The sequence below is a fragment of the Kitasatospora sp. NPDC023176 genome, from assembly GCF_055560495.1.
In genome coordinates, this window is record NZ_JBVHIP010000056.1 from 24,330 (window position 1) to 41,051 (window position 16,722).

General features: G+C 74.9%; 17 protein-coding genes. 15 read left to right on the forward strand and 2 right to left on the reverse strand.

Annotated features, from left to right (window positions below):
- The first annotated feature begins 1 nt into the window (after window position 1).
- From ACZ3YL_RS39860 to ACZ3YL_RS39885, 6 genes are read left to right on the forward strand one after another with little or no spacing between them, the layout of a single operon-like run.
- Window positions 2–1,366: an O-antigen ligase family protein gene (locus ACZ3YL_RS39860; RefSeq protein ID WP_465662508.1), complete on the forward strand. Its 1,365-nt coding sequence runs from the start codon at window positions 2–4 to the stop codon at window positions 1,364–1,366.
- Window positions 1,363–3,114, forward strand: coding sequence for a murein biosynthesis integral membrane protein MurJ (gene murJ / locus ACZ3YL_RS39865; protein WP_465662510.1), 1,752 nt, complete (start codon window positions 1,363–1,365; stop codon window positions 3,112–3,114). The genes ACZ3YL_RS39860 and murJ overlap by 4 nt, the downstream gene beginning before the upstream one ends.
- Window positions 3,104–3,985: a polysaccharide deacetylase family protein gene (locus tag ACZ3YL_RS39870; protein ID WP_465662512.1), complete on the forward strand. Its 882-nt coding sequence runs from the start codon at window positions 3,104–3,106 to the stop codon at window positions 3,983–3,985. Before murJ ends, ACZ3YL_RS39870 begins: the two co-directional genes overlap by 11 nt.
- Complete coding sequence (locus ACZ3YL_RS39875) at window positions 3,982–5,097, forward strand: glycosyltransferase (RefSeq protein ID WP_465662514.1); 1,116 nt, start codon at window positions 3,982–3,984, stop codon at window positions 5,095–5,097. Before ACZ3YL_RS39870 ends, ACZ3YL_RS39875 begins: the two co-directional genes overlap by 4 nt.
- Window positions 5,098–5,143: 46 nt before the next feature.
- The gene (locus tag ACZ3YL_RS39880) at window positions 5,144–6,007 is read left to right on the forward strand and encodes a YveK family protein (protein ID WP_465662516.1); all 864 of its coding nucleotides are present in this window, start codon (window positions 5,144–5,146) and stop codon (window positions 6,005–6,007) included.
- A complete protein-coding gene (locus ACZ3YL_RS39885) occupies window positions 6,004–7,164 on the forward strand; it encodes a GNAT family N-acetyltransferase (RefSeq protein WP_465662518.1) in 1,161 nt (386 codons plus the stop codon). Before ACZ3YL_RS39880 ends, ACZ3YL_RS39885 begins: the two co-directional genes overlap by 4 nt.
- Window positions 7,165–7,181: 17 nt before the next feature.
- On the opposite strand, the gene ACZ3YL_RS39890 is transcribed toward ACZ3YL_RS39885, so the two are convergent.
- Window positions 7,182–8,396 carry a glycoside hydrolase family 26 protein gene (locus ACZ3YL_RS39890; RefSeq protein ID WP_465662520.1) on the reverse strand — a complete coding sequence of 405 codons (1,215 nt, stop codon included), beginning with the start codon at window positions 8,394–8,396 and terminating at the stop codon, window positions 7,182–7,184.
- A 369-nt stretch (window positions 8,397–8,765) separates the two neighbouring features.
- On the opposite strand from ACZ3YL_RS39890, the gene ACZ3YL_RS39895 reads away from it, so the two are divergent.
- From ACZ3YL_RS39895 to ACZ3YL_RS39935, 9 genes are all read left to right on the forward strand, one after another.
- Complete coding sequence (locus tag ACZ3YL_RS39895; protein ID WP_188308455.1) at window positions 8,766–9,785, forward strand: PQQ-binding-like beta-propeller repeat protein; 1,020 nt, start codon at window positions 8,766–8,768, stop codon at window positions 9,783–9,785.
- A 213-nt stretch (window positions 9,786–9,998) separates the two neighbouring features.
- Complete coding sequence (gene abc-f, locus ACZ3YL_RS39900) at window positions 9,999–11,597, forward strand: ribosomal protection-like ABC-F family protein (RefSeq protein WP_188308456.1); 1,599 nt, start codon at window positions 9,999–10,001, stop codon at window positions 11,595–11,597.
- 327 nt (window positions 11,598–11,924) lie between these two features.
- Complete coding sequence (locus ACZ3YL_RS39905; protein WP_030059940.1) at window positions 11,925–12,158, forward strand: helix-turn-helix domain-containing protein; 234 nt, start codon at window positions 11,925–11,927, stop codon at window positions 12,156–12,158.
- Window positions 12,159–12,389: 231 nt separating this feature from the next.
- The gene (locus tag ACZ3YL_RS39910; RefSeq protein ID WP_188308457.1) at window positions 12,390–13,196 is read left to right on the forward strand and encodes an enoyl-CoA hydratase/isomerase family protein; all 807 of its coding nucleotides are present in this window, start codon (window positions 12,390–12,392) and stop codon (window positions 13,194–13,196) included.
- 212 nt (window positions 13,197–13,408) lie between these two features.
- The gene (locus tag ACZ3YL_RS39915) at window positions 13,409–13,888 is read left to right on the forward strand and encodes an Asp23/Gls24 family envelope stress response protein (protein WP_465662528.1); all 480 of its coding nucleotides are present in this window, start codon (window positions 13,409–13,411) and stop codon (window positions 13,886–13,888) included.
- Window positions 13,889–13,934: 46 nt separating this feature from the next.
- Window positions 13,935–14,117, forward strand: a complete 183-nt coding sequence (locus ACZ3YL_RS39920; RefSeq protein ID WP_465662523.1) for a hypothetical protein — start codon at window positions 13,935–13,937, stop codon at window positions 14,115–14,117.
- Complete coding sequence (locus ACZ3YL_RS39925; RefSeq protein WP_188308460.1) at window positions 14,117–14,464, forward strand: Asp23/Gls24 family envelope stress response protein; 348 nt, start codon at window positions 14,117–14,119, stop codon at window positions 14,462–14,464. Before ACZ3YL_RS39920 ends, ACZ3YL_RS39925 begins: the two co-directional genes overlap by 1 nt.
- A complete protein-coding gene (locus ACZ3YL_RS39930) occupies window positions 14,461–15,093 on the forward strand; it encodes a DUF6286 domain-containing protein (RefSeq protein ID WP_465662524.1) in 633 nt (210 codons plus the stop codon). The genes ACZ3YL_RS39925 and ACZ3YL_RS39930 overlap by 4 nt, the downstream gene beginning before the upstream one ends.
- Entirely contained in the window at window positions 15,090–15,743 is a 654-nt protein-coding gene (locus ACZ3YL_RS39935) for an alkaline shock response membrane anchor protein AmaP (RefSeq protein ID WP_465662525.1), read from the forward strand. Before ACZ3YL_RS39930 ends, ACZ3YL_RS39935 begins: the two co-directional genes overlap by 4 nt.
- Before the next feature lie 66 nt (window positions 15,744–15,809).
- Here the strand turns inward: ACZ3YL_RS39935 and ACZ3YL_RS39940 are convergent, their stop codons facing one another.
- Entirely contained in the window at window positions 15,810–16,607 is a 798-nt protein-coding gene (locus ACZ3YL_RS39940; RefSeq protein ID WP_465662526.1) for an SDR family oxidoreductase, read from the reverse strand.
- Between the last annotated feature and the right edge of the window lie 115 nt (window positions 16,608–16,722).

Consider the following 16,722-nt stretch of genomic DNA (forward strand, 5'->3'; position numbering starts at 1 on the left):
CGTGGCCCTGACCCTTACGGCCCTTCCACGGCCGGTGTTACGGCGGGCCCTGCCCGCCCTCGCGGACCGGCCCAGCGTGCTGGCCGCGGCCACCGTGCTGCTGGTCTGCGTGCCCGCAGGAGAGAAGGACGTCACCGCGGCCGTCCACGTCACCGCCGCCGACGTCGCCTCGCTCGCCCTGGTCGCCCTCACCGCGCTCAACCTGCTGCGCGGACGGCTGCCCGCGATCACCCGCACCACCTGCGCGCTGTTCGGCGCCGTCGTGGTCGCCGCGGCCGTCGCCACCGCCGGCTCCATCGACCCGGCCACCAGCATCACCGGCTTCGTCCGGCTCACCCAGGTGTTCGTCCTGGTCCCGGCCGCCGTGCTCTGCTCGCTGCGCGACCGTACCGACCAGCGGCTCGTCCTCGGCTCCTTCGTGCTCGCCGCGCTGATCCAGGGCGTGGTCGGCGCGAACCAGTACCTCACCCGCACCGGCGCCTCCTACGCCGGCCAGCCGATCCGGGCCGTCGGCACCTTCGGCGCGCTGGACATCATGGCGATGTCCACCGTGGTCAGCTACGGGCTGCTGGCCGCCCTGGCCCTCGCCCTCGGCGAGCGCGGTCCCGGCGGCAGCGTCCGCCTCCGCCGGGCGATGTTCGCCGCCGCCGCCTTCCTCACCTTCCCGCTCGCCGTCTCCTTCAGCCGCGGCAGCTGGATCGCCACCGGCGTCGCCGCCACCGTGCTGCTGCTGCGCGCCGACGCCCGGCTGCTGGTCCGCAGCGCCGTGCTGGGCGTGGCCGCCGCGGTCGTCCTGGTCGGCGGCCTCGGCCTGGGCGCCTCCGGCGTCACCGAGCGGCTCAGCTCGATCGGCTCGGTCTCCGCCGCGCCCGACCAGTCCGTCTCCGACCGCTACGACCTGTGGTCCACCGCCGGGCGGATCTGGCAGGACCGCCCCGTCCACGGCGCCGGACCGAAGGCGTTCCCCAAGCTGCGCGACAGCCACGCCCCGCTGCGACTGTCCTCCGGCAGCGACGCCTCCGACCCCACCATCGGCTTCCAGCGCGAACCGCTGCTCTCCCCGCACAACATGTACTTCCTGGTGCTCAGCGAGCAGGGCCTGATCGGCATCACCGCCTACGCCGCGCTCTTCCTCGGCCTGCTGCTCGGCTGCCTGCGCAACCGCCGCGGCACGACCCTGGCCGCCCTCGCCCTGCTCACCTGGGTGCTGGTCGACTTCCTGTACGCCGACATCGGCGGCACCACCACCGTGCTGACCTCCGTCGTCCTCGGCCTCGCCGCCCGCGCCGCCGCCCAGGGGACGGCCCGTCCCGAGCCGAACGGGCACGCCGGTGCCGTCGGCGACGGGCGGGCGATGGCCCTGTGACCACCGACCGGCCCGCCGCCCTGGCCTCCCCCGTCCCGGCCCCCCGCAGCGCCCCCGTCCAAGCCCCCGCGCCCGGACCGGACCCGGTGCCCCGGGGCGGCTTCCTCGCCAAGGCCTTCGGCATCACCGCCGTGCTCAGCGCGGCCGGATCCGGCCTCGGCCTGCTGCGCGACCTCCTGCTGGCCCGCTACTTCGGCGCCAGCCAGGGCACCGACGCCTTCCTGGTCGCCTGGACCGTCCCCGAGACGGCCGCACCGCTGCTGATCGAGGACGCCATGTCCTTCCTCATGGTGCCCGCCTTCGCCCTCGCCCTGGTGCTTCGCGAGGAGGACCCGGACGCCCCCGACCCGGTCCGCCAGCTGGTCCGCGCCACCCTGCCCTGGCTGCTGCTCGCCCTCAGCGGGCTCGCCCTGGCCGCCGCCCTGGGCGCGCCCCAACTGGTCGAGCTGCTCGCCCCCGGCCTGCCCGACCCGGGCCTGGCCGTGGTCTGCACCCGGATCACCGCGATCACCGTGCTGCCCTTCGGGGTGGCCGGCTACCTGGCCGCCGCCCTGCGCGCCCACCACAGCTTCACCGCCCCGGCCGGCATCTACGTCGCCTACAACCTGGGCATCCTGGCCCTGCTGTTCGGCTTCCACGGCCTCCTCGGCGTCCGCTCCGCCGCCCTGGGCGTGGCGCTCGGCAGCCTGCTGATGGCCGGTCTGCTGGTCGGCCCGTTCCTGCGGCACCTGCGGTCCGGCCAGGCCGCGGCCGGCCGCGGCCGGCGCGGCCGCAACACACTGGTGCTGATGCCGCTGGCGCTGCTGCCGGTGGCGGCCTTCACCCTGACCCGGCAGTCCCAGGTGTTCGTCGAGCGCTACCTCGGCTCGGCGCTGCCGCCCGGCACCATCTCGCACCTCAACTACGCCGCCAAGGTCTCCCAACTCGCCATGACGGCGGGCATCCTGATCTGCACCGTCACCTTCCCGCTGGTGGCCCGGGCGCTCGCGGCCGGGGACCTCACCGCCGCCCGGGACCGGGTCGAGAAGGACCTCGGCCAGGCCGCGGCGGTCGTCCTGTTCGGCACCGCCTTCCTGATGGCCTGCGCCCCTTCGACGGTCTCGCTGCTGTTCGAGCGCGGCGCCTTCGGCCCCGGCGACACCGCCGCCACCGCCGCCGTCATCCGGGTGTACAGCTTCGGCCTGCCCGCCCAGGCGCTGATCGGCGTGATGATCCGCCCGTACTTCTCGCTGCGCCCGGTGGTCCGCCGGGCCGACGACCCGCGCACCGAGGACGGCGGGCGCCGCCTGCTGGACTGGTACCCGGTCGCCGCGATGCTGCTCGGCCTCGGGGTGACCGTCACCGTCGGCCTGCTCGCCACACCGCGCTTCGGCGCCCTAGGCCTGGCCGCCGGCAACGCGACCGGGATCACCACCACCGCCGCGCTGCTGCTGCACGGCCTGGTGCTGCGCGGCATCCCGCTGCGGCTGCGCCGGGTGCTCGGCGGCCACGGCCGGCTGGTCGGCGCCGCCGCCGGGGCCACCGTGCTGGGCGCCGCCGCCGCGAGCCTGGTCACCGATCCGCTGCTCTCGACCCTCTCCGGGGGCCTCACCGTGGGGCTCGTCTTCGCCGCCCTCGGCACCGGGCTCGGTGCCCACGAAGTGCGCGGCCCCGTCCTCGCCGCCGCCCGGGTCGTGGGACTCACCGGGCGTCGGAGGCCTCTCCAGCCAACCATCGCCGATGAAGGGAAGTTTCCCCATGGACAGTGAACGGGGAACCGTCCGTTCGGCCCAGGCGGGCGTCACCAACGCCCCGCCCGACCGGGCACGACTGCCCAGGAGTCGCCGCCCGGTCGGCGAACCCGCCCTGCCCGGCTCCTCCTCGCCGTGGATCCTGATGTACCACTCGGTGGCGGTCGAGAAGGAGGACCCGTACCAGCTCACCGTCAGCCCCGAGCGGTTCACCGAGCAGATCGCCTGGCTGCACCGGCGCGGACAGCGCGGCGTCTCGGTCCGCGAGCTGATGCGGGCCCGCGCCCACGGGCGGGACGACAAGCTGGTCGGCCTCACCTTCGACGACGGTTACGCGGACTTCGCCCGGTACGCCGTACCGATCCTGCAGGCGTACGGCTTCACCGCCACCGCCTACGTGGTCGCCGACCTCCTCGGCCAGGACAACGGCTGGGACACCGAGGGCCCGCGCAAGAAGCTGCTCACCGTCGAGGAGGTCACCGAACTCGCCTCCGCCGGCTGGGAGATCGGCTCGCACGGCCTCGGCCACCAGGCACTGCCCGGACTGCCCGCCGAGGCCCTCGCGGTGCAGACCCGGGAGAGCCGGCGCCTGCTGGAGGAGGTTGTCGGCGGCCCGGTCACCGGCTTCTGCTACCCGTACGGCGCCGTCGACCTGCCCGCCGCCGCCGCCGTGCGCGACGCCGGGTACGACTACGCCTGCGCCATCGCCCACTCCCCGCTCACCGGCCGTTACGCCCTGCCCCGCTGCTACGTCGGCGACCGCGACGGCGCCTGGCGGCTGCGCGCAAAGAAGGGCCGGCACCGGCTGCGCGACGCCGTCACCGAACTGAAGCGGAGCCGTCGGGACCGCCCCGGAGGCGAGCGGGCAGTGGCGGAGCGTCGGCCGTGAAGGTGCTGCACATCGTCACCGGGCTCGCCTCCGGCGGTGCCGAGCGTCAACTCCAGCTGCTGCTGCGCCACCTGCCGCCGCACCAGCGCTGCGAGGTGCTCGCGCTGACCAACCCCGGCACGGTCGCCGACGCGCTGCGCGCCGACGGCGTGACCGTCCACCACCTCGGCATGCGCGGCAACCGGGACCTCGGGGCGCTGCCCCGGCTGGTCCGGCTGATCCGGGCCGGCCGCTACGACCTGGTGCACACCCACCTCTACCGGGCGCAGCTGTACGGCCGGCTGGCCGCGCGGCTCGCCGGGGTGCGGGCGGTGGTCTCCACCGAGCACTCGCTGCACACCGGGGTGATCGAGGGCCGGCCGGTCACCCGAGGCGTCAAGGGCCTCTACCTGGCGGCCGAACGGCTCGGCAGCACCACCGTCGCGGTCTCCCGGCAGGTCTCCCAGACCCTGCGGTCCTGGGGCGTCCCGCCGGCCCGGATCGAGCTGATCCCCAACGGCATCGACACCGCCGGCTATCGCCGTCCGCCCGCCGAGCGGGCCGCCGCCCGCCGCCGGATCCGGGCCGAACTCGGGCTGCCGGAGGGCAGTTGGGTGGTCGGCGGGGTCGGCCGACTGGTCCCCGGCAAGCGCTTCCAGGTGCTGCTGGAGGCGCTCGTCGACCTCGACCCGGGGACCAGGCTGGTGCTGGTCGGCGAGGGCCCCGAGCGGGCCGCACTGGAGCGCCGGGCGGCCGAACTCGGCGTCCGGGAGCGGCTGGTGCTCACCGGCGAGCGCGACGACGTCCCCGACCTGCTGGCCGCCATGGACGTGCTGGCCGCCCCCTCCACCGCGGAGACCTTCGGCCTCGGTGTGCTGGAGGGCCTCGCGGCCGGGCTGCCGGTGCGGCACAGCGCCTGCCCCGCGCTGGACGAACTGCCGCCCAGCGCCGCCCCGCAGGCCCGCCGCATCCCCTCCGAACCCGCCGCCTACGCCGCCGCGCTGCGCGACCTGCGGCAGCTGAGCGGCCACACCGCCGACCCGCTGCCGCACCCCCCGGCCGTCGGCCACTACGACATCGCCCGGGTCGCCGCCGACCTGGGCGCCCTCTACGACCGGCTGGCCCGCGTCTGACCGCCCGCCGCCGGAACCGCCGTACCAGACCCAAGGAGCCACACCCATGACCACACCGCGCCGAAGCGCCCGCCACCTGGTCCGCCGCTGGTGGCCGGTGGCGCTCGCGGTGCCGCTGGGCGCCGCGGCCGGCGGCGGGTACGCCGTCGTCTCGCACCCCTCGTACTCCGCCAGCGCCTACGTCCTCGTGGTGCCGCAGAACCCGGGGGAGGCGTCGACCGCGACCAACTTCGCCCAGGCGTACGGGCGGCTCGCGGGCCAGCCGCAGGTGCTCGGGGTCGCGGCTGCCGAGACCGGCCGCACCCGCTCCGAGCTGGAGTCCCAGGTCTCCGGGACGACCTCCCCGGACGCCCCGATGATCGAGATCACCGGCACCGGCAGGCGCGCCCAGGAGGCCGCCCAGACCGCGGACGCGGTGGCCCGCTCGCTGGTCGCCTTCGCCAACACCAGCAGCAAGGACACCAACGTCCGGCTGGTGACGCTGGCCCCGGCCGCCGAGCCGGACAAGCCGACCACGCCCTCTGCCAAGCTGGACGTCGCGGTCGGCGCCGCGGCCGGGCTGCTGCTCGGGTCGCTGGTGCTGATGACCCGTCGGCGCGGCGGCACGGACACCGCCGAGACGCCGGTGGCGGCGCAGACCCCCGAGCCGAGCGAGCCGAGCGAGCCGAGCGAGGCCGCGGCAGCCGTGGGGCCCACGGCCCCGGCCCCGGCCACGCCCCGTCCGCGCAGCGAGGAGCAGCGCAGCAAGGCCCGGCCGAAGAGCGAGCAGAAGGCCGACGCGAAGGCCGAGCAGAAGGCCGAGCAGAAGACCGACCCGAAGGCCGACCCGAAGGGCGACGCGAAGCCCGGGCCCGAGGCCGGGTCCAAGCCCCCGGCCAAGGAGAAGACCGCAGCCGGGAGCGGACGATGAGCACCGAGGCCCGCGCCGCCGGCCTCCCGGCCCAGTCGGCCGCGCCCACCTGGACCACCGAGCTGCGCCGCGAGGACGACGCCCTGGACACCGTCGCCGAGGAGTGGGACGCGCTGGCCGCCCGGTGCCGCACCGCCACCTTCTTCCAGGCCGCCGCCTGGCAGCGCTCCTGGTGGCGCCACTACGGCCGGCCGGGCGCGCTGCTGGTGGTGCTGGTCCGCCGGGACGGCCGGCTGGTCGGCGCCGGCGCCTTCAGACGGCGCGGCGGCCCGTTCGGCGGCCTCACCGGCCTCGGGGCCGGGCTGGTCGACTACGGTGACGTCCTGCTCGACGACGACTGCGCCGACCGGGCCGCCGCCGAGTTCGCCGCCGCCCTCCCGCTCACCCGCCCCTGGCACTGGCTGGAGCTGCGCGAGGTTCACCCCGAGGCCGCGGTGCAGCGGGTGTACGAGCACTGGCGCGGTGCCCGGCGCCGCTACCAGGACTCGCTCTGCCAGTACCTCCCGGCCGTCCCGATGGAGCGGCTGCTCAAGCGGGTGCCCGGCAAGACCGCCCAGCGCAGCCGGGTGAAGCTGCGCAAGATCGCCGAGGCCGGGGTGCAGGTCCGCAGCACGCCGGTGGACGAGGTGCCGGCCGCGCTGGAGGGGCTGCTGCGGCTGCACTTCCTGCAGTGGCAGGAGCGCGGCGTCACTGCCGAGCACCGCACCGAGCGCTTCGCCCGGCACCTGACCGAGTCCACCACCGGCCTGGTCGCCACCGGCCGGGCGGCCGTCCACCAGTTCCACCTGAACGGCGAGCTGGTCGCGGTCAACCTGCTGCTGCTCTGCCCCTCCTTCGGCGGGCTGTACATGTACGGCGCCCACCCGGTGCTGCGCGAGCGGCTGGACATCGCCGGGCTGCTGTTCAGCGCCGCCCTGGACGAGACGGTCGGCGCCGGCATCCCGGTGCTCGGCCTGCTGCGCGGCCAGGAACCGTACAAGCAGCGCTGGCGGCCGGACCGGATGCCCAACCAGCGCCTGCTGCTGGGCCCGGCGGGCGCGGCCCCGGCGGCCGCCGTCCGGGCCGGCGCGGTGCTCGCCCGGCAGGCGGCGGCGCACCAGCTGCGCACCCGCTTCCCCCGGCTCAAGGAGGCCCTGCTGGCCCGCCGCCGGGCCTGACCGCGGCCCTCGGCGCGCTAACGACGCGACGGCGTGCCGGCCGCGGACGGGCTGGGCGACGCGCCGGCCGAGGGGCTCGCCGTCGCGCCCGGCAGGGCCGGGGTCCCGGGCGTGGCGGACGGGTTCGGTACGGCGGGGACGCTCGGCACCACCGGCACGATCGGGGCCGGGGGCACCGTCGGCACCGCCGTCGGCGCCCCCGGCGAACCGGCCATCAGCTGCTTGAACGCCGACGTCGACCGCGGATTGCTCCGGCACTGGAAGAAGCCGTGCGGGCAGTAGTCGGTGACGGTCTGGTAGGCGGTGTCATGGGTGCGCATCCACTCGACCATCCGCCGGACGAACTCGGGGTTGTCGCCGTTGCGGAACAGCCCCCACTCCGGGTACGAGACCGGCTTGCCGCGCTTGGCCGCGAACTCCACCTGGTCCTGCAGGCCGTACGGCTCGCGCACGTAGTCGTCGAAGGTGCTCCCGGCCGGCTGGTCGTAGCTGTCCATGCCGATGATGTCGACCACGTCGTCGCCGGGGTAGCACTTGGTCCACGGGATGGCGTCCAGGCCCCGGGTGGGGGCGAAGTCGAAGCGGAACCGCTGCCCGGGCACCGAGCGCATCACCCCGACGATCCGGCGCCAGTACGCCTTCCACGCGGTCGGGTCGGGCTTGCAGCGGTGGGTGTAGGTGACGCCGTTCATCTCCCAGCCGAGGGTGATCACGGTGTCCGCGCCGCCGAGCGCCACCAGCCGGCGGGCGAGCCGGAGGAAGTGGCTGTCGAAGTCCCCGCGCGCGCCCTGGCCCAGCAGCTTGGCGACCTGGCCGTCCGGCAGGTTCGCCTCGTTGGGCACCAGCATCGGCACGCCGAGCACGAGCAGCCGGGACGGGTCGGCCAGCCGCCACTGCGACCACAGGCCGAGCACCACCGGCTCGCCCTCGATGTCCGCCCAGCCGTTGCCCGCCAGGTAGGTGTGGCCGACCTGCATGTTGGCGCCGCCCAGCCACTGGGCGTACTTGCCGATCTGCGGGATGTAGTCGTCCCAGGAGCCGACGAAGGCGCCGAACGGGGGCTCGTGCTTGGGCCGATGGACCGGCGGGCGGGATGCCGCGCCGCGCGGCTCGAAGGCGTCCGAGGAGAGGCCGTGCCGGTCGGTCTGGCTGAGCGGCGTCCCGGCCGGGACACTGGCCGTGGCCATCAGCAGCAGAGCGGCGGCGGCCAGCGTCAGGCGGCCGATGCGCATGGTCTCTCCTCCGGATGTCGCGGGAGCGGGACGGGCGGTGGCGACGTCGACGGACGGTCGCGCCACGCTCGCCGACAGTAGGCCCGGTGGGGGAGGGAGAAGCCGAATGTCACCCTAAAGTGGGCGATATTCGAACGCCGTCTGCCGCAACACCCGTTCGGCCCGGCCCCGTGTATCAGCTCTGTAACGGTCCGGCGCGGCTTACGGCGCCCGCCCCGGAGGGCTCCGCCGACCGGCCGGGGAGCCGACGGCGCAGGTGGGCGGGCGGGCGTACCGGACGGGCGCGCACCGTCCGGCGTGCGGTCGACCGGACGCCCGGGCGGCGATTCCGGGCTGACTCGCCCGCCCGGCGAAAGGTACGCTCCGGCCGTGTCCTGGAAGCCGCCGCGCGTACTCACCCCCCGGTCGATCCTGCCTGCCCTGGCGGTGATGCTGGTCCTTGCGGCCGGTGCTGCGGCGCACGCGAACAAGCCGGTGCCGTTCGGCGACCGGGTGGCGGGGCCGGGCGACGCGGAGGCGACGCCGGTGAACTCGCAGTCGGTCAGCTCGGCCGACCTGGACCTCAAGGTGGTCGGCCCCGGCCTGGAGGCCTACCACAAGCAGACCGGCGAGCGGGCCTGGTCGTACCGCCGCGAGGGCGCCGAGGCGCTCTACCTGGCGATGGCCGGGGACAACGCGATCGTGGTCTGGGACGACGGCCTGGTCACCTCGGTGCGCCCGGGCGACCACGAGGTGCGCTGGCACCGCGCCGTGCCGGGCCTCGCGGACTACCTGCGCGCCGACGGCGAGCCGGGCGCGGACAAGCGCACCGACGCCCAGCGCAAGGAGACCGCCGTCCAGCGGGCCGCGGCCGCGCTGCACACCGTCCAGCGGGACGGTTCGCCCTGGCTGGCCGTGGTGACGCCCAACCTGACCATGGGCCTGCGCGACGTCGACGGCGACCTGCGGTACAACGACCGGCCCTCCAACGGCTGCCTCTTCGACCCGCTGCGCACCGTGCACACCGGCTACGCCGTGCTCATCCCGCGCACCTGCACCAACAGCAGCGGGGTGCCCGTCTCCGGCGGCATCACCGGCTACCGGCTGGACAGCAACGGCTGGTCGATGATCACCGGCCCGGCGGCGACGGTGAAGGTGCTGGACAACAGCCGGGTCGAGATCACCGACGGCCCGATCGTGCCGCCCAAGGTCTTCGACACCAAGGCGGCCGCCCCCGAGACGGCCTGCGCCAACCCGGACGCGCCGTTCGCGGCGGTCCGGCCGAAGGACGGCTGCGCCGACCCGGCGGCGAGCCCGACGACGACCCCGGCCGCCCCGGCGGACCAGCCGGCTCCGACGACGGCCCCGGCGGTTTCCGCGAGCGACCAGGCGACCGCGGCCCAGCAGTAGCCGAGGGTCGGCCGGTACCCCAGGGCGGTACGCCCCCGGGGCGTTTCGCGCGGCCCGGTAGACTGGCCGTCATGGCTATCTTCTCCGGGCAATAGCGGGCGGCGGCGCCCAGTTCCACCGCGCCGACCGCCGATGAAGCCCCCTTCCCGCTTCCCGCCGCCGCCCGGGCCGCTGCCCGGCCGCCCGCCCACGTCCCAGGAGTAGTTCCCAGCCATGATTTCCGCCAACGCCCTCGAGCTGCGTGCCGGTGCCCGGATCCTGATCGAGTCCGCGAGCTTCAAGGTCGCCGCAGGTGACCGGATCGGTCTGGTCGGGCGCAACGGCGCCGGCAAGACCACGCTCACCAAGGTGCTGGCCGGCGAGGGCCTGCCCGCCGCCGGTACGGTCACCCGTTCGGGCGAGGTCGGCTACCTCCCGCAGGACCCGCGCACCGGTGACCTGGACGTCCTCGCCAAGGACCGCATCCTCTCCGCCCGCGGCCTCGACACCGTGCTGAAGAAGATGCGCGAGAACGAGGACCGGATGGCCAACGGCAAGGGCGCCACCCAGGAGAACGCGATGAAGAAGTACGCGCGCCTGGAGACCGAGTTCCTCACCAAGGGCGGGTACGCCGCCGAGGCCGAGGCCGCCACCATCGCCGCCGCGCTGGGCCTGCCGGACCGCATCCTCGGCCAGCCGCTGCACACCCTCTCCGGCGGTCAGCGCCGCCGGGTCGAGCTCGCCCGGATCCTCTTCTCGGACTCCGACGTGCTGCTGCTCGACGAGCCCACCAACCACCTGGACGCGGACTCGATCGTCTGGCTGCGGGACTTCCTGAAGACGTACAAGGGCGGCTTCATCGTCATCTCGCACGACGTCGACCTGGTCGAGACGGTCGTCAACAAGGTCTTCTACCTGGACGCCAACCGCTCCAGCATCGACGTCTACAACATGGGCTGGAAGCAGTACCAGCAGCAGCGCGAGGACGACGAGAAGCGCCGCAAGCGCGAGCGGGCCAACGCCGAGAAGAAGGCCGCGACCCTGAACGCGCAGGCCGACAAGATGCGCGCCAAGGCGACCAAGACGGTGGCCGCGCAGAACATGGCCCGCCGCGCCGACAAGCTGCTCTCCGGCCTGGAGCAGGCCCGGGTGAACGACAAGGTCGCCAAGCTGCGCTTCCCGGACCCGGCGCCCTGCGGCAAGACCCCGCTGACCGCCAGCGGCCTGTCCAAGTCCTACGGTTCGCTGGAGATCTTCACCGACGTCGACCTGGCGATCGACCGGGGTTCCCGGGTCGTCGTGCTGGGCTTCAACGGTGCCGGCAAGACCACCCTGCTGCGGATGCTGGCCGGGGTGGAGGCGCCGGACACCGGCGAGGTGATCCCGGGCCACGGCCTGAAGGTCGGCTACTACGCCCAGGAGCACGAGACGCTCGACCCGGACCGCAGCGTCCTGGAGAACATGCGCTCGGCCGCGCCGGACACCGACCTGGTGCAGATCCGCAAGATCCTCGGGTCCTTCCTGTTCTCCGGCGACGACGTGGACAAGCCGGCCGGGGTGCTCTCCGGCGGTGAGAAGACCCGACTGGCCCTGGCCACCCTGGTGGTCTCCTCCGCCAACGTGCTGCTGCTGGACGAGCCCACCAACAACCTCGACCCGGCCAGCCGCGAGGAGATCCTGGGCGCGCTGCGCGAGTTCTCCGGCGCGGTCGTGCTGGTCACCCACGACGAGGGCGCGGTCGAGGCGCTCGACCCGGAGCGGATCATCCTGCTGCCCGACGGGGTCGAGGACCTGTGGAACCCGTCGTACGCCGATCTGGTCTCGTTGGCCTGACCGGAAGTAGACGTCGCCTCCGCTTTTGGGACCAGAAAATCTAGTCCTTTCGGCGTGTCCGGGAATGAAGAAGACCCGGATTCCGTTTAAGCACTTCCCGTCGGCCCGCCACTCGAACGTGGTCGGGCCGACGCTGCTGATCAGCTCTTTCTCGGTAGACGGCGGCATCCGCCCGGGGGCGTGCACTCTGCGTGAGCGCCCTGGTGCGCTCGGATCACCACCGCAGGACCACGCATTTGCGACATCGACCTTGTCGAATGGGTGGCCAGGACGCGGTGGATGGGTGATCATGGGAATCTGACCGAGCAACGCTACGAGGAGGCACGGGTGGCCGAGACTCTGAAAAAGGGCAGCCGGGTGACCGGTGCCGCGCGTGAGAAGCTCGCGGCCGATCTCAAGAAGAAGTACGACTCCGGGGCGAGCATTCGCGCTCTCGCGGAGGAGACCGGTCGTTCGTACGGCTTCGTGCACCGGATGCTGAGCGAGTCCGGAGTGATCCTCCGGGGCCGCGGCGGTGCCACGCGGGGCAAGAACAAGGCAACTGCCGGGGCCGGTTCCTGACGGTCCGTCGGCCCTGAGCTGGATGGCGCGGCGGCAGGACGCCGGCCGAGGAGACGACGGCTGATCACAGCCGGGCGTCCGCCCTCGGGCCGAGTGGACCGGCCGCCGATCGTCATGTCCGGATCCCGGCCCCGGCGCCCGCTCCGATCTTTCCGAGCCGGGGCCCTGCCCGTCCCCGTCCAGGTTTGTTACTCTCCGGTAGCCAAGTCCCCCGCCACCGGAGGTTCCCGCATGACCGCCCCCGCCACCGACCCGCAGGCCCCGAGCTGGGAGCGGGACGGCGTCCGTCTGGAGATCGACGGCGAGCTCGCCGTCGTCACCCTCTGTCAGCCCAAGCGGCGCAACGCCCAGTCGCCCGCGCTCTGGCGCGCCCTCGCCCAGGCCGGACGCGAGCTGCCCGGCAGCGTGCGGGTGGTGCTGCTGCGCGCCGAGGGCGTCTCCTTCTCGGCCGGACTGGACCGGGCCATGTTCACCCCCGAGGGCATCCCCGGCGAGCCCACCTTCCTGCAGCTGGCCGGCTCCGCCGACCAGGAGCTGGACGACGCCATCGCCGCGTACCAGGAGGCCTTCACCTGGTGGCGCCGCGCCGACCTGGTCACCATCGCCGTCGTCCAGGGCCACGCCGTCGGCGCGGGCTTCCAGCTCGCCCTCGGCTGCGACCTGCGGGTGGTCGCCGACGACGTGCAGTTCGCGATGAAGGAGACCTCGCTCGGGCTCGTCCCCGACCTGGCCGGCACCAAGCCGCTGGTCGAACTCGTCGGCTACGCCCGGGCGCTGGAGATCTGCGCGACCGGCCGCTGGGTGGGCGCCGAGGAGGCCGCCGCGACCGGGCTGGCCAACCTGGCCGTACCCGGCGCCGAGCTGGACGCCGCCGCCCGGGACCTCGCCGCCGCCCTGCTGGCCGCGCCGCGCGGGGCCGTGATCGAGACCAAGGCGCTGCTGCAGGGTGCCTCCGGACGGTCGTACGACGAGCAGCGTTCGGCCGAACGGGTGGCCCAGGCCCGACGACTGCGGGAACTCGCCGGTATCGGCGACTGACCTCGGCGTTTCCGCCGGGAGGCCCGGCCCAGGGGAAAGCCCCGGGGCCGGGCCTCCGGCGTTTCCGGAGTGCGCTCGGCAGGCGGGGCCCGTGGCGAGATGCCAGAGTTGGGGAGGTTTGCGATATAGCTGGAGCCGCTACGAGGGAGATGCGCCCCATGCCTGACACTCCGACGCCCGCGACCCTGCACAAGAACCCCGGCGGTGCGCCGATGCCCGGCCCGCCCGCCGGCGCCAAGCCCGCGTCCGGCACGGGCGGGGACGGCGGCCGGCCGGTCGGCGAGCGCGGCCGCACGGCGCTGGCGGTCGGCGTGGTGGAGAAGATCGCCGGGATGGCCGCCCGCGAGGTCACCGGCATCCACGCGCTGGGCTCCGGACTGGCCCGTACCTTCGGCGCGATGCGGGACCGGGTGCCCGGCGGCAAGTCCAGCATCGGGCGCGGGATCAAGGCCGAGGTCGGCGAGAAGCAGACCGCGATCGACATCGCCCTGGTGGTCGAGTACGGCGTGGTGATCCCCGAACTCGCCCACCAGGTGCGGGAGAACATCATCGACGCGGTCGAGCGGATGACCGGCCTGGAGGTCGTCGAGGTCAACATCGCGGTCAACGACGTCCACCTCCCGGACGAACCGGAATTCGAGGAGGAAGAGGAGCCGGTGACGCCGGCGGGGCAGCGGCCCAAGCTCAAGTAGCACCCGGGGTGCGGGTTCGGTTCGGCGGAGGACGAGGGAGTAGCGGATGAACCTGGCCATCGTCGGCCTGGTGGTGGGCATGGCCCTCGGCTTCGCCGGGTACTTCGGCGGGTTCGCGGCGTTCCTGCTGGTGGCGGCGCTCGGACTGGTCGGCTTCGTGGCAGGGCGACTGCTGGAGGGCGACATCGACCTCGGCGACCTGTTCCGCGGCCGCGACCGGCGGCGCTGATGGGGGCCTCCGTCCCGGCCCCCGCCCCCGGTGCGGCGCGCCGGGGGCGGCTTCGGGTCGCCGACCGGGTGTACGAGCGGATCGCCGGGCAGGCCGCCCGGGAGGTGCTCGCCCAGGCCTGGGCCGGACGGTCCGTGAAGGGGGCGCCGCCCCGGGTGTCGGTGGCCCGGCCGGGCAGCACGGTGACCGTGCGGGTGGCCGTCGAACTGCCCTTCCCCGGCGACCTCGCGGGCCTCGCCCGGGGCGTGCGGGACCGGGTGGCGGCGCAGGTGGTCGGGCTGACCGGGACGAGGGTGTCCGAAGTGGTCGTGGTGGTCGAGAAGTTGGTCGCCGGGGGAGCGTGGTGAGCACGGAACCGCAGGCCTCCGAACCGGTGGCGTCGGACCGGCCGCCGAAGGTGCCGCGGCTGTGGGCGGGGCGGGGGGCCGCGGCAGCGCTGGTCGCCACCGTGGTGCTGGTGGTGGCCGGGGCGCTGCTGTACGACGCGGTCGCGGTGCGGGCCGGGCAGCCGGCCCGGCGGTGGCGGGCACAGATCGCCGACGAGCTGGCCACGCGGCACCTGGACGACCTGTGGGTGCTGGTGGGGGCCGGGGCGTCGGCCCTGGCCGGGATGTGGCTGCTGTGGCTGGCGTTCGCGCCCGGGCTGCGACGGTGGCTGGTGCTGCGGCCGTACGGGGGGACGGGAGCGGCGATCGAGCGGGCCGGGATCGGGCACCTGCTGGCGGACCGGGCCGCCGGGCTGGAGGGCGTCGACCAGCTGCGGATCCGGGTCGGGCGGCGGCGGGTGCGGGTGTCGGTGAGCGGGCCGGTGGATCCGGCCGGGGTGCAGCGGCAGCTGCGGGAGGAGCTGGCGCGGGTCGGACTGGCGCGGCCGTTGCGGCTGGACGTGCGGAGCTGGCGCGGGTCGGCCGGGGTGGTGGCGGAGGGTGTGGTGGCGGACGGCGCGCCGGATCGGACTGGGGAGGCGGCGGGATGAGGCGGACGATCGTCAACCGGGTGCTGCTCGGGCTGGTGGGCGCGGTGCTGCTGGGCGTCGGGGTGCTGGTGCTCGCGGGCGGGCTGGACCTGTACCGGCGGCTCGGGGTCGACCCGCCGGCCTGGTGGCCGCTGACCTCACCGCACCAGCCGGTGGTCAGTGCGCGCTCCCGGGGGCGGTGGGTCGGCTCCTCGTGGTGGTGGCCGACGGTGATCGGGGGGCTGTCGGTGCTGGTCCTGGGGATGGCCTGGTGGCTGGTGGCGCAGCTGCGGCGGACCGGGCTGGCTCACATCGCGGTGCCGACGCCGGGAGTGGGCGGGCTGCGGATGCGGGTGAACTCGCGGGCGCTGGAGGAGGCGCTGGAGCACGGCACGGCCGCGCTGCCGGAGGTGGAGCGGGCCGGGGTGCGCCTGGTGCGCGCCCCTGGGCATCCGCGGCTGCGGGGCGCCGTACGGCTGACGCCCGGCGGGGATCCGGTCGGGCTGGTGGAGCACTTCGAGGACGGGCCGCGGGCGGACGCCGTACGGAGCCTGGGGCTGGCGGAGCTGCCGGCCGACCTGCGGATCCGGGTGCTGCAGGAGGCCCCCGCCGGGCGACGGCGCCGGTCCGGGCGGCGCCGTGGTCAGCGGGGGCATCGTCAGCTGGAGTAGCGGGGCGGGGCTCAGAAGGAGCGGAGGGGCTCAGCGGGAGCGGGGGCTCAGAGCGAGTGGCGGGGCTCAGAGCGAGCGGAGGGCGCCGCCGTCGACGGGGACCATCAGGCCGGTCAGGTAGGAGGCGGCGGGGGAGAGCAGGAAGGCGGCGACCCTGCCGAACTCCTCGGGGGTGCCGTAGCGGCCGAGCGGGATGTCGGCGCTGTGCAGGGCGCGGGCGGCCTCGGGGTCGGCGGCCAGGGCGTCCAGCTCCCGGACCCGGTCGGTGTCGATCCGGGCGGGGAGCAGGCCGAGCACCCGGATGCCGCGGGGGCCGAGCTCGTCGGCGAGGGCCTTGGCGGCCATCGCGAGGCCGGGGCGCAGGCCGTTGGAGATACCGAGGCCGGGGATCGGCTGGCGGACCGAACTGGAGAGTACGAAGCCGATCACGCCGCCGGAGGGGAGGGCGGCGGCCGCGGCGCGGGCCAGGCGCAGGGCGCCCAGGAAGACGGACTCGAAGGCGTCGCGCCAGGCGGTCTCGGGGGTGGTCTCGACGGGGCCGGCCTGGGGGCCGCCGACGCTGATCAGGATGCCGTCGAAGCGGCCGAAGCGGGTGGTGGCTTCGGCGATCAGGCGCTCGGCGGTGTCGGGGGCGGCGTTGTCGGCGACCAGGCCGTGGGCGGTGCCGGGGGTTTGGGCGGTGCCGGAGCCTTGGGCGGCGCCGTGGGCCTTAAGTGCGCTGACGGCGGTGTCGACGGCCTGTCGGGTGCGGCCGCTGATGAGCACGTGGGCGCCGTCGGCGACGAGTTCGCGGGCGGTGGCGAGGCCCAGGCCTCGGGTGGCGCCGGTGACGATGTAGGCCTTGTTGGTGAGTCCGAGATCCATGGGGGACATCTTGCCGGGGTGGGGGGTTCTGGGGTGGTCGGGGGGCTCTCGGGAGGGTGGGTGCCGGGGGGGGGGGGGGGGGGGGGGGGGGGGGGGGGGGGGGGGGGGGGGGGGG

Bases quoted from the DNA above. Each gene is read 5' to 3' on its own strand.
- ACZ3YL_RS39870 (WP_465662512.1), top strand. From the start codon at position 3,104: ATGGACAGTGAACGGGGAACCGTCCGTTCGGCCCAGGCGGGCGTCACC.
- ACZ3YL_RS39880 (WP_465662516.1), top strand. From the start codon at position 5,144: ATGACCACACCGCGCCGAAGCGCCCGCCACCTGGTCCGCCGCTGGTGG.
- ACZ3YL_RS39885 (WP_465662518.1), top strand. From the start codon at position 6,004: ATGAGCACCGAGGCCCGCGCCGCCGGCCTCCCGGCCCAGTCGGCCGCG.
- ACZ3YL_RS39890 (WP_465662520.1), bottom strand. From the start codon at position 8,396: ATGCGCATCGGCCGCCTGACGCTGGCCGCCGCCGCTCTGCTGCTGATG.
- abc-f (WP_188308456.1), top strand. From the start codon at position 9,999: ATGATTTCCGCCAACGCCCTCGAGCTGCGTGCCGGTGCCCGGATCCTG.
- ACZ3YL_RS39910 (WP_188308457.1), top strand. From the start codon at position 12,390: ATGACCGCCCCCGCCACCGACCCGCAGGCCCCGAGCTGGGAGCGGGAC.
- ACZ3YL_RS39915 (WP_465662528.1), top strand. From the start codon at position 13,409: ATGCCCGGCCCGCCCGCCGGCGCCAAGCCCGCGTCCGGCACGGGCGGG.
- ACZ3YL_RS39920 (WP_465662523.1), top strand. From the start codon at position 13,935: ATGAACCTGGCCATCGTCGGCCTGGTGGTGGGCATGGCCCTCGGCTTC.
- ACZ3YL_RS39925 (WP_188308460.1), top strand. From the start codon at position 14,117: ATGGGGGCCTCCGTCCCGGCCCCCGCCCCCGGTGCGGCGCGCCGGGGG.
- ACZ3YL_RS39935 (WP_465662525.1), top strand. From the start codon at position 15,090: ATGAGGCGGACGATCGTCAACCGGGTGCTGCTCGGGCTGGTGGGCGCG.
- ACZ3YL_RS39940 (WP_465662526.1), bottom strand. From the start codon at position 16,607: ATGGATCTCGGACTCACCAACAAGGCCTACATCGTCACCGGCGCCACC.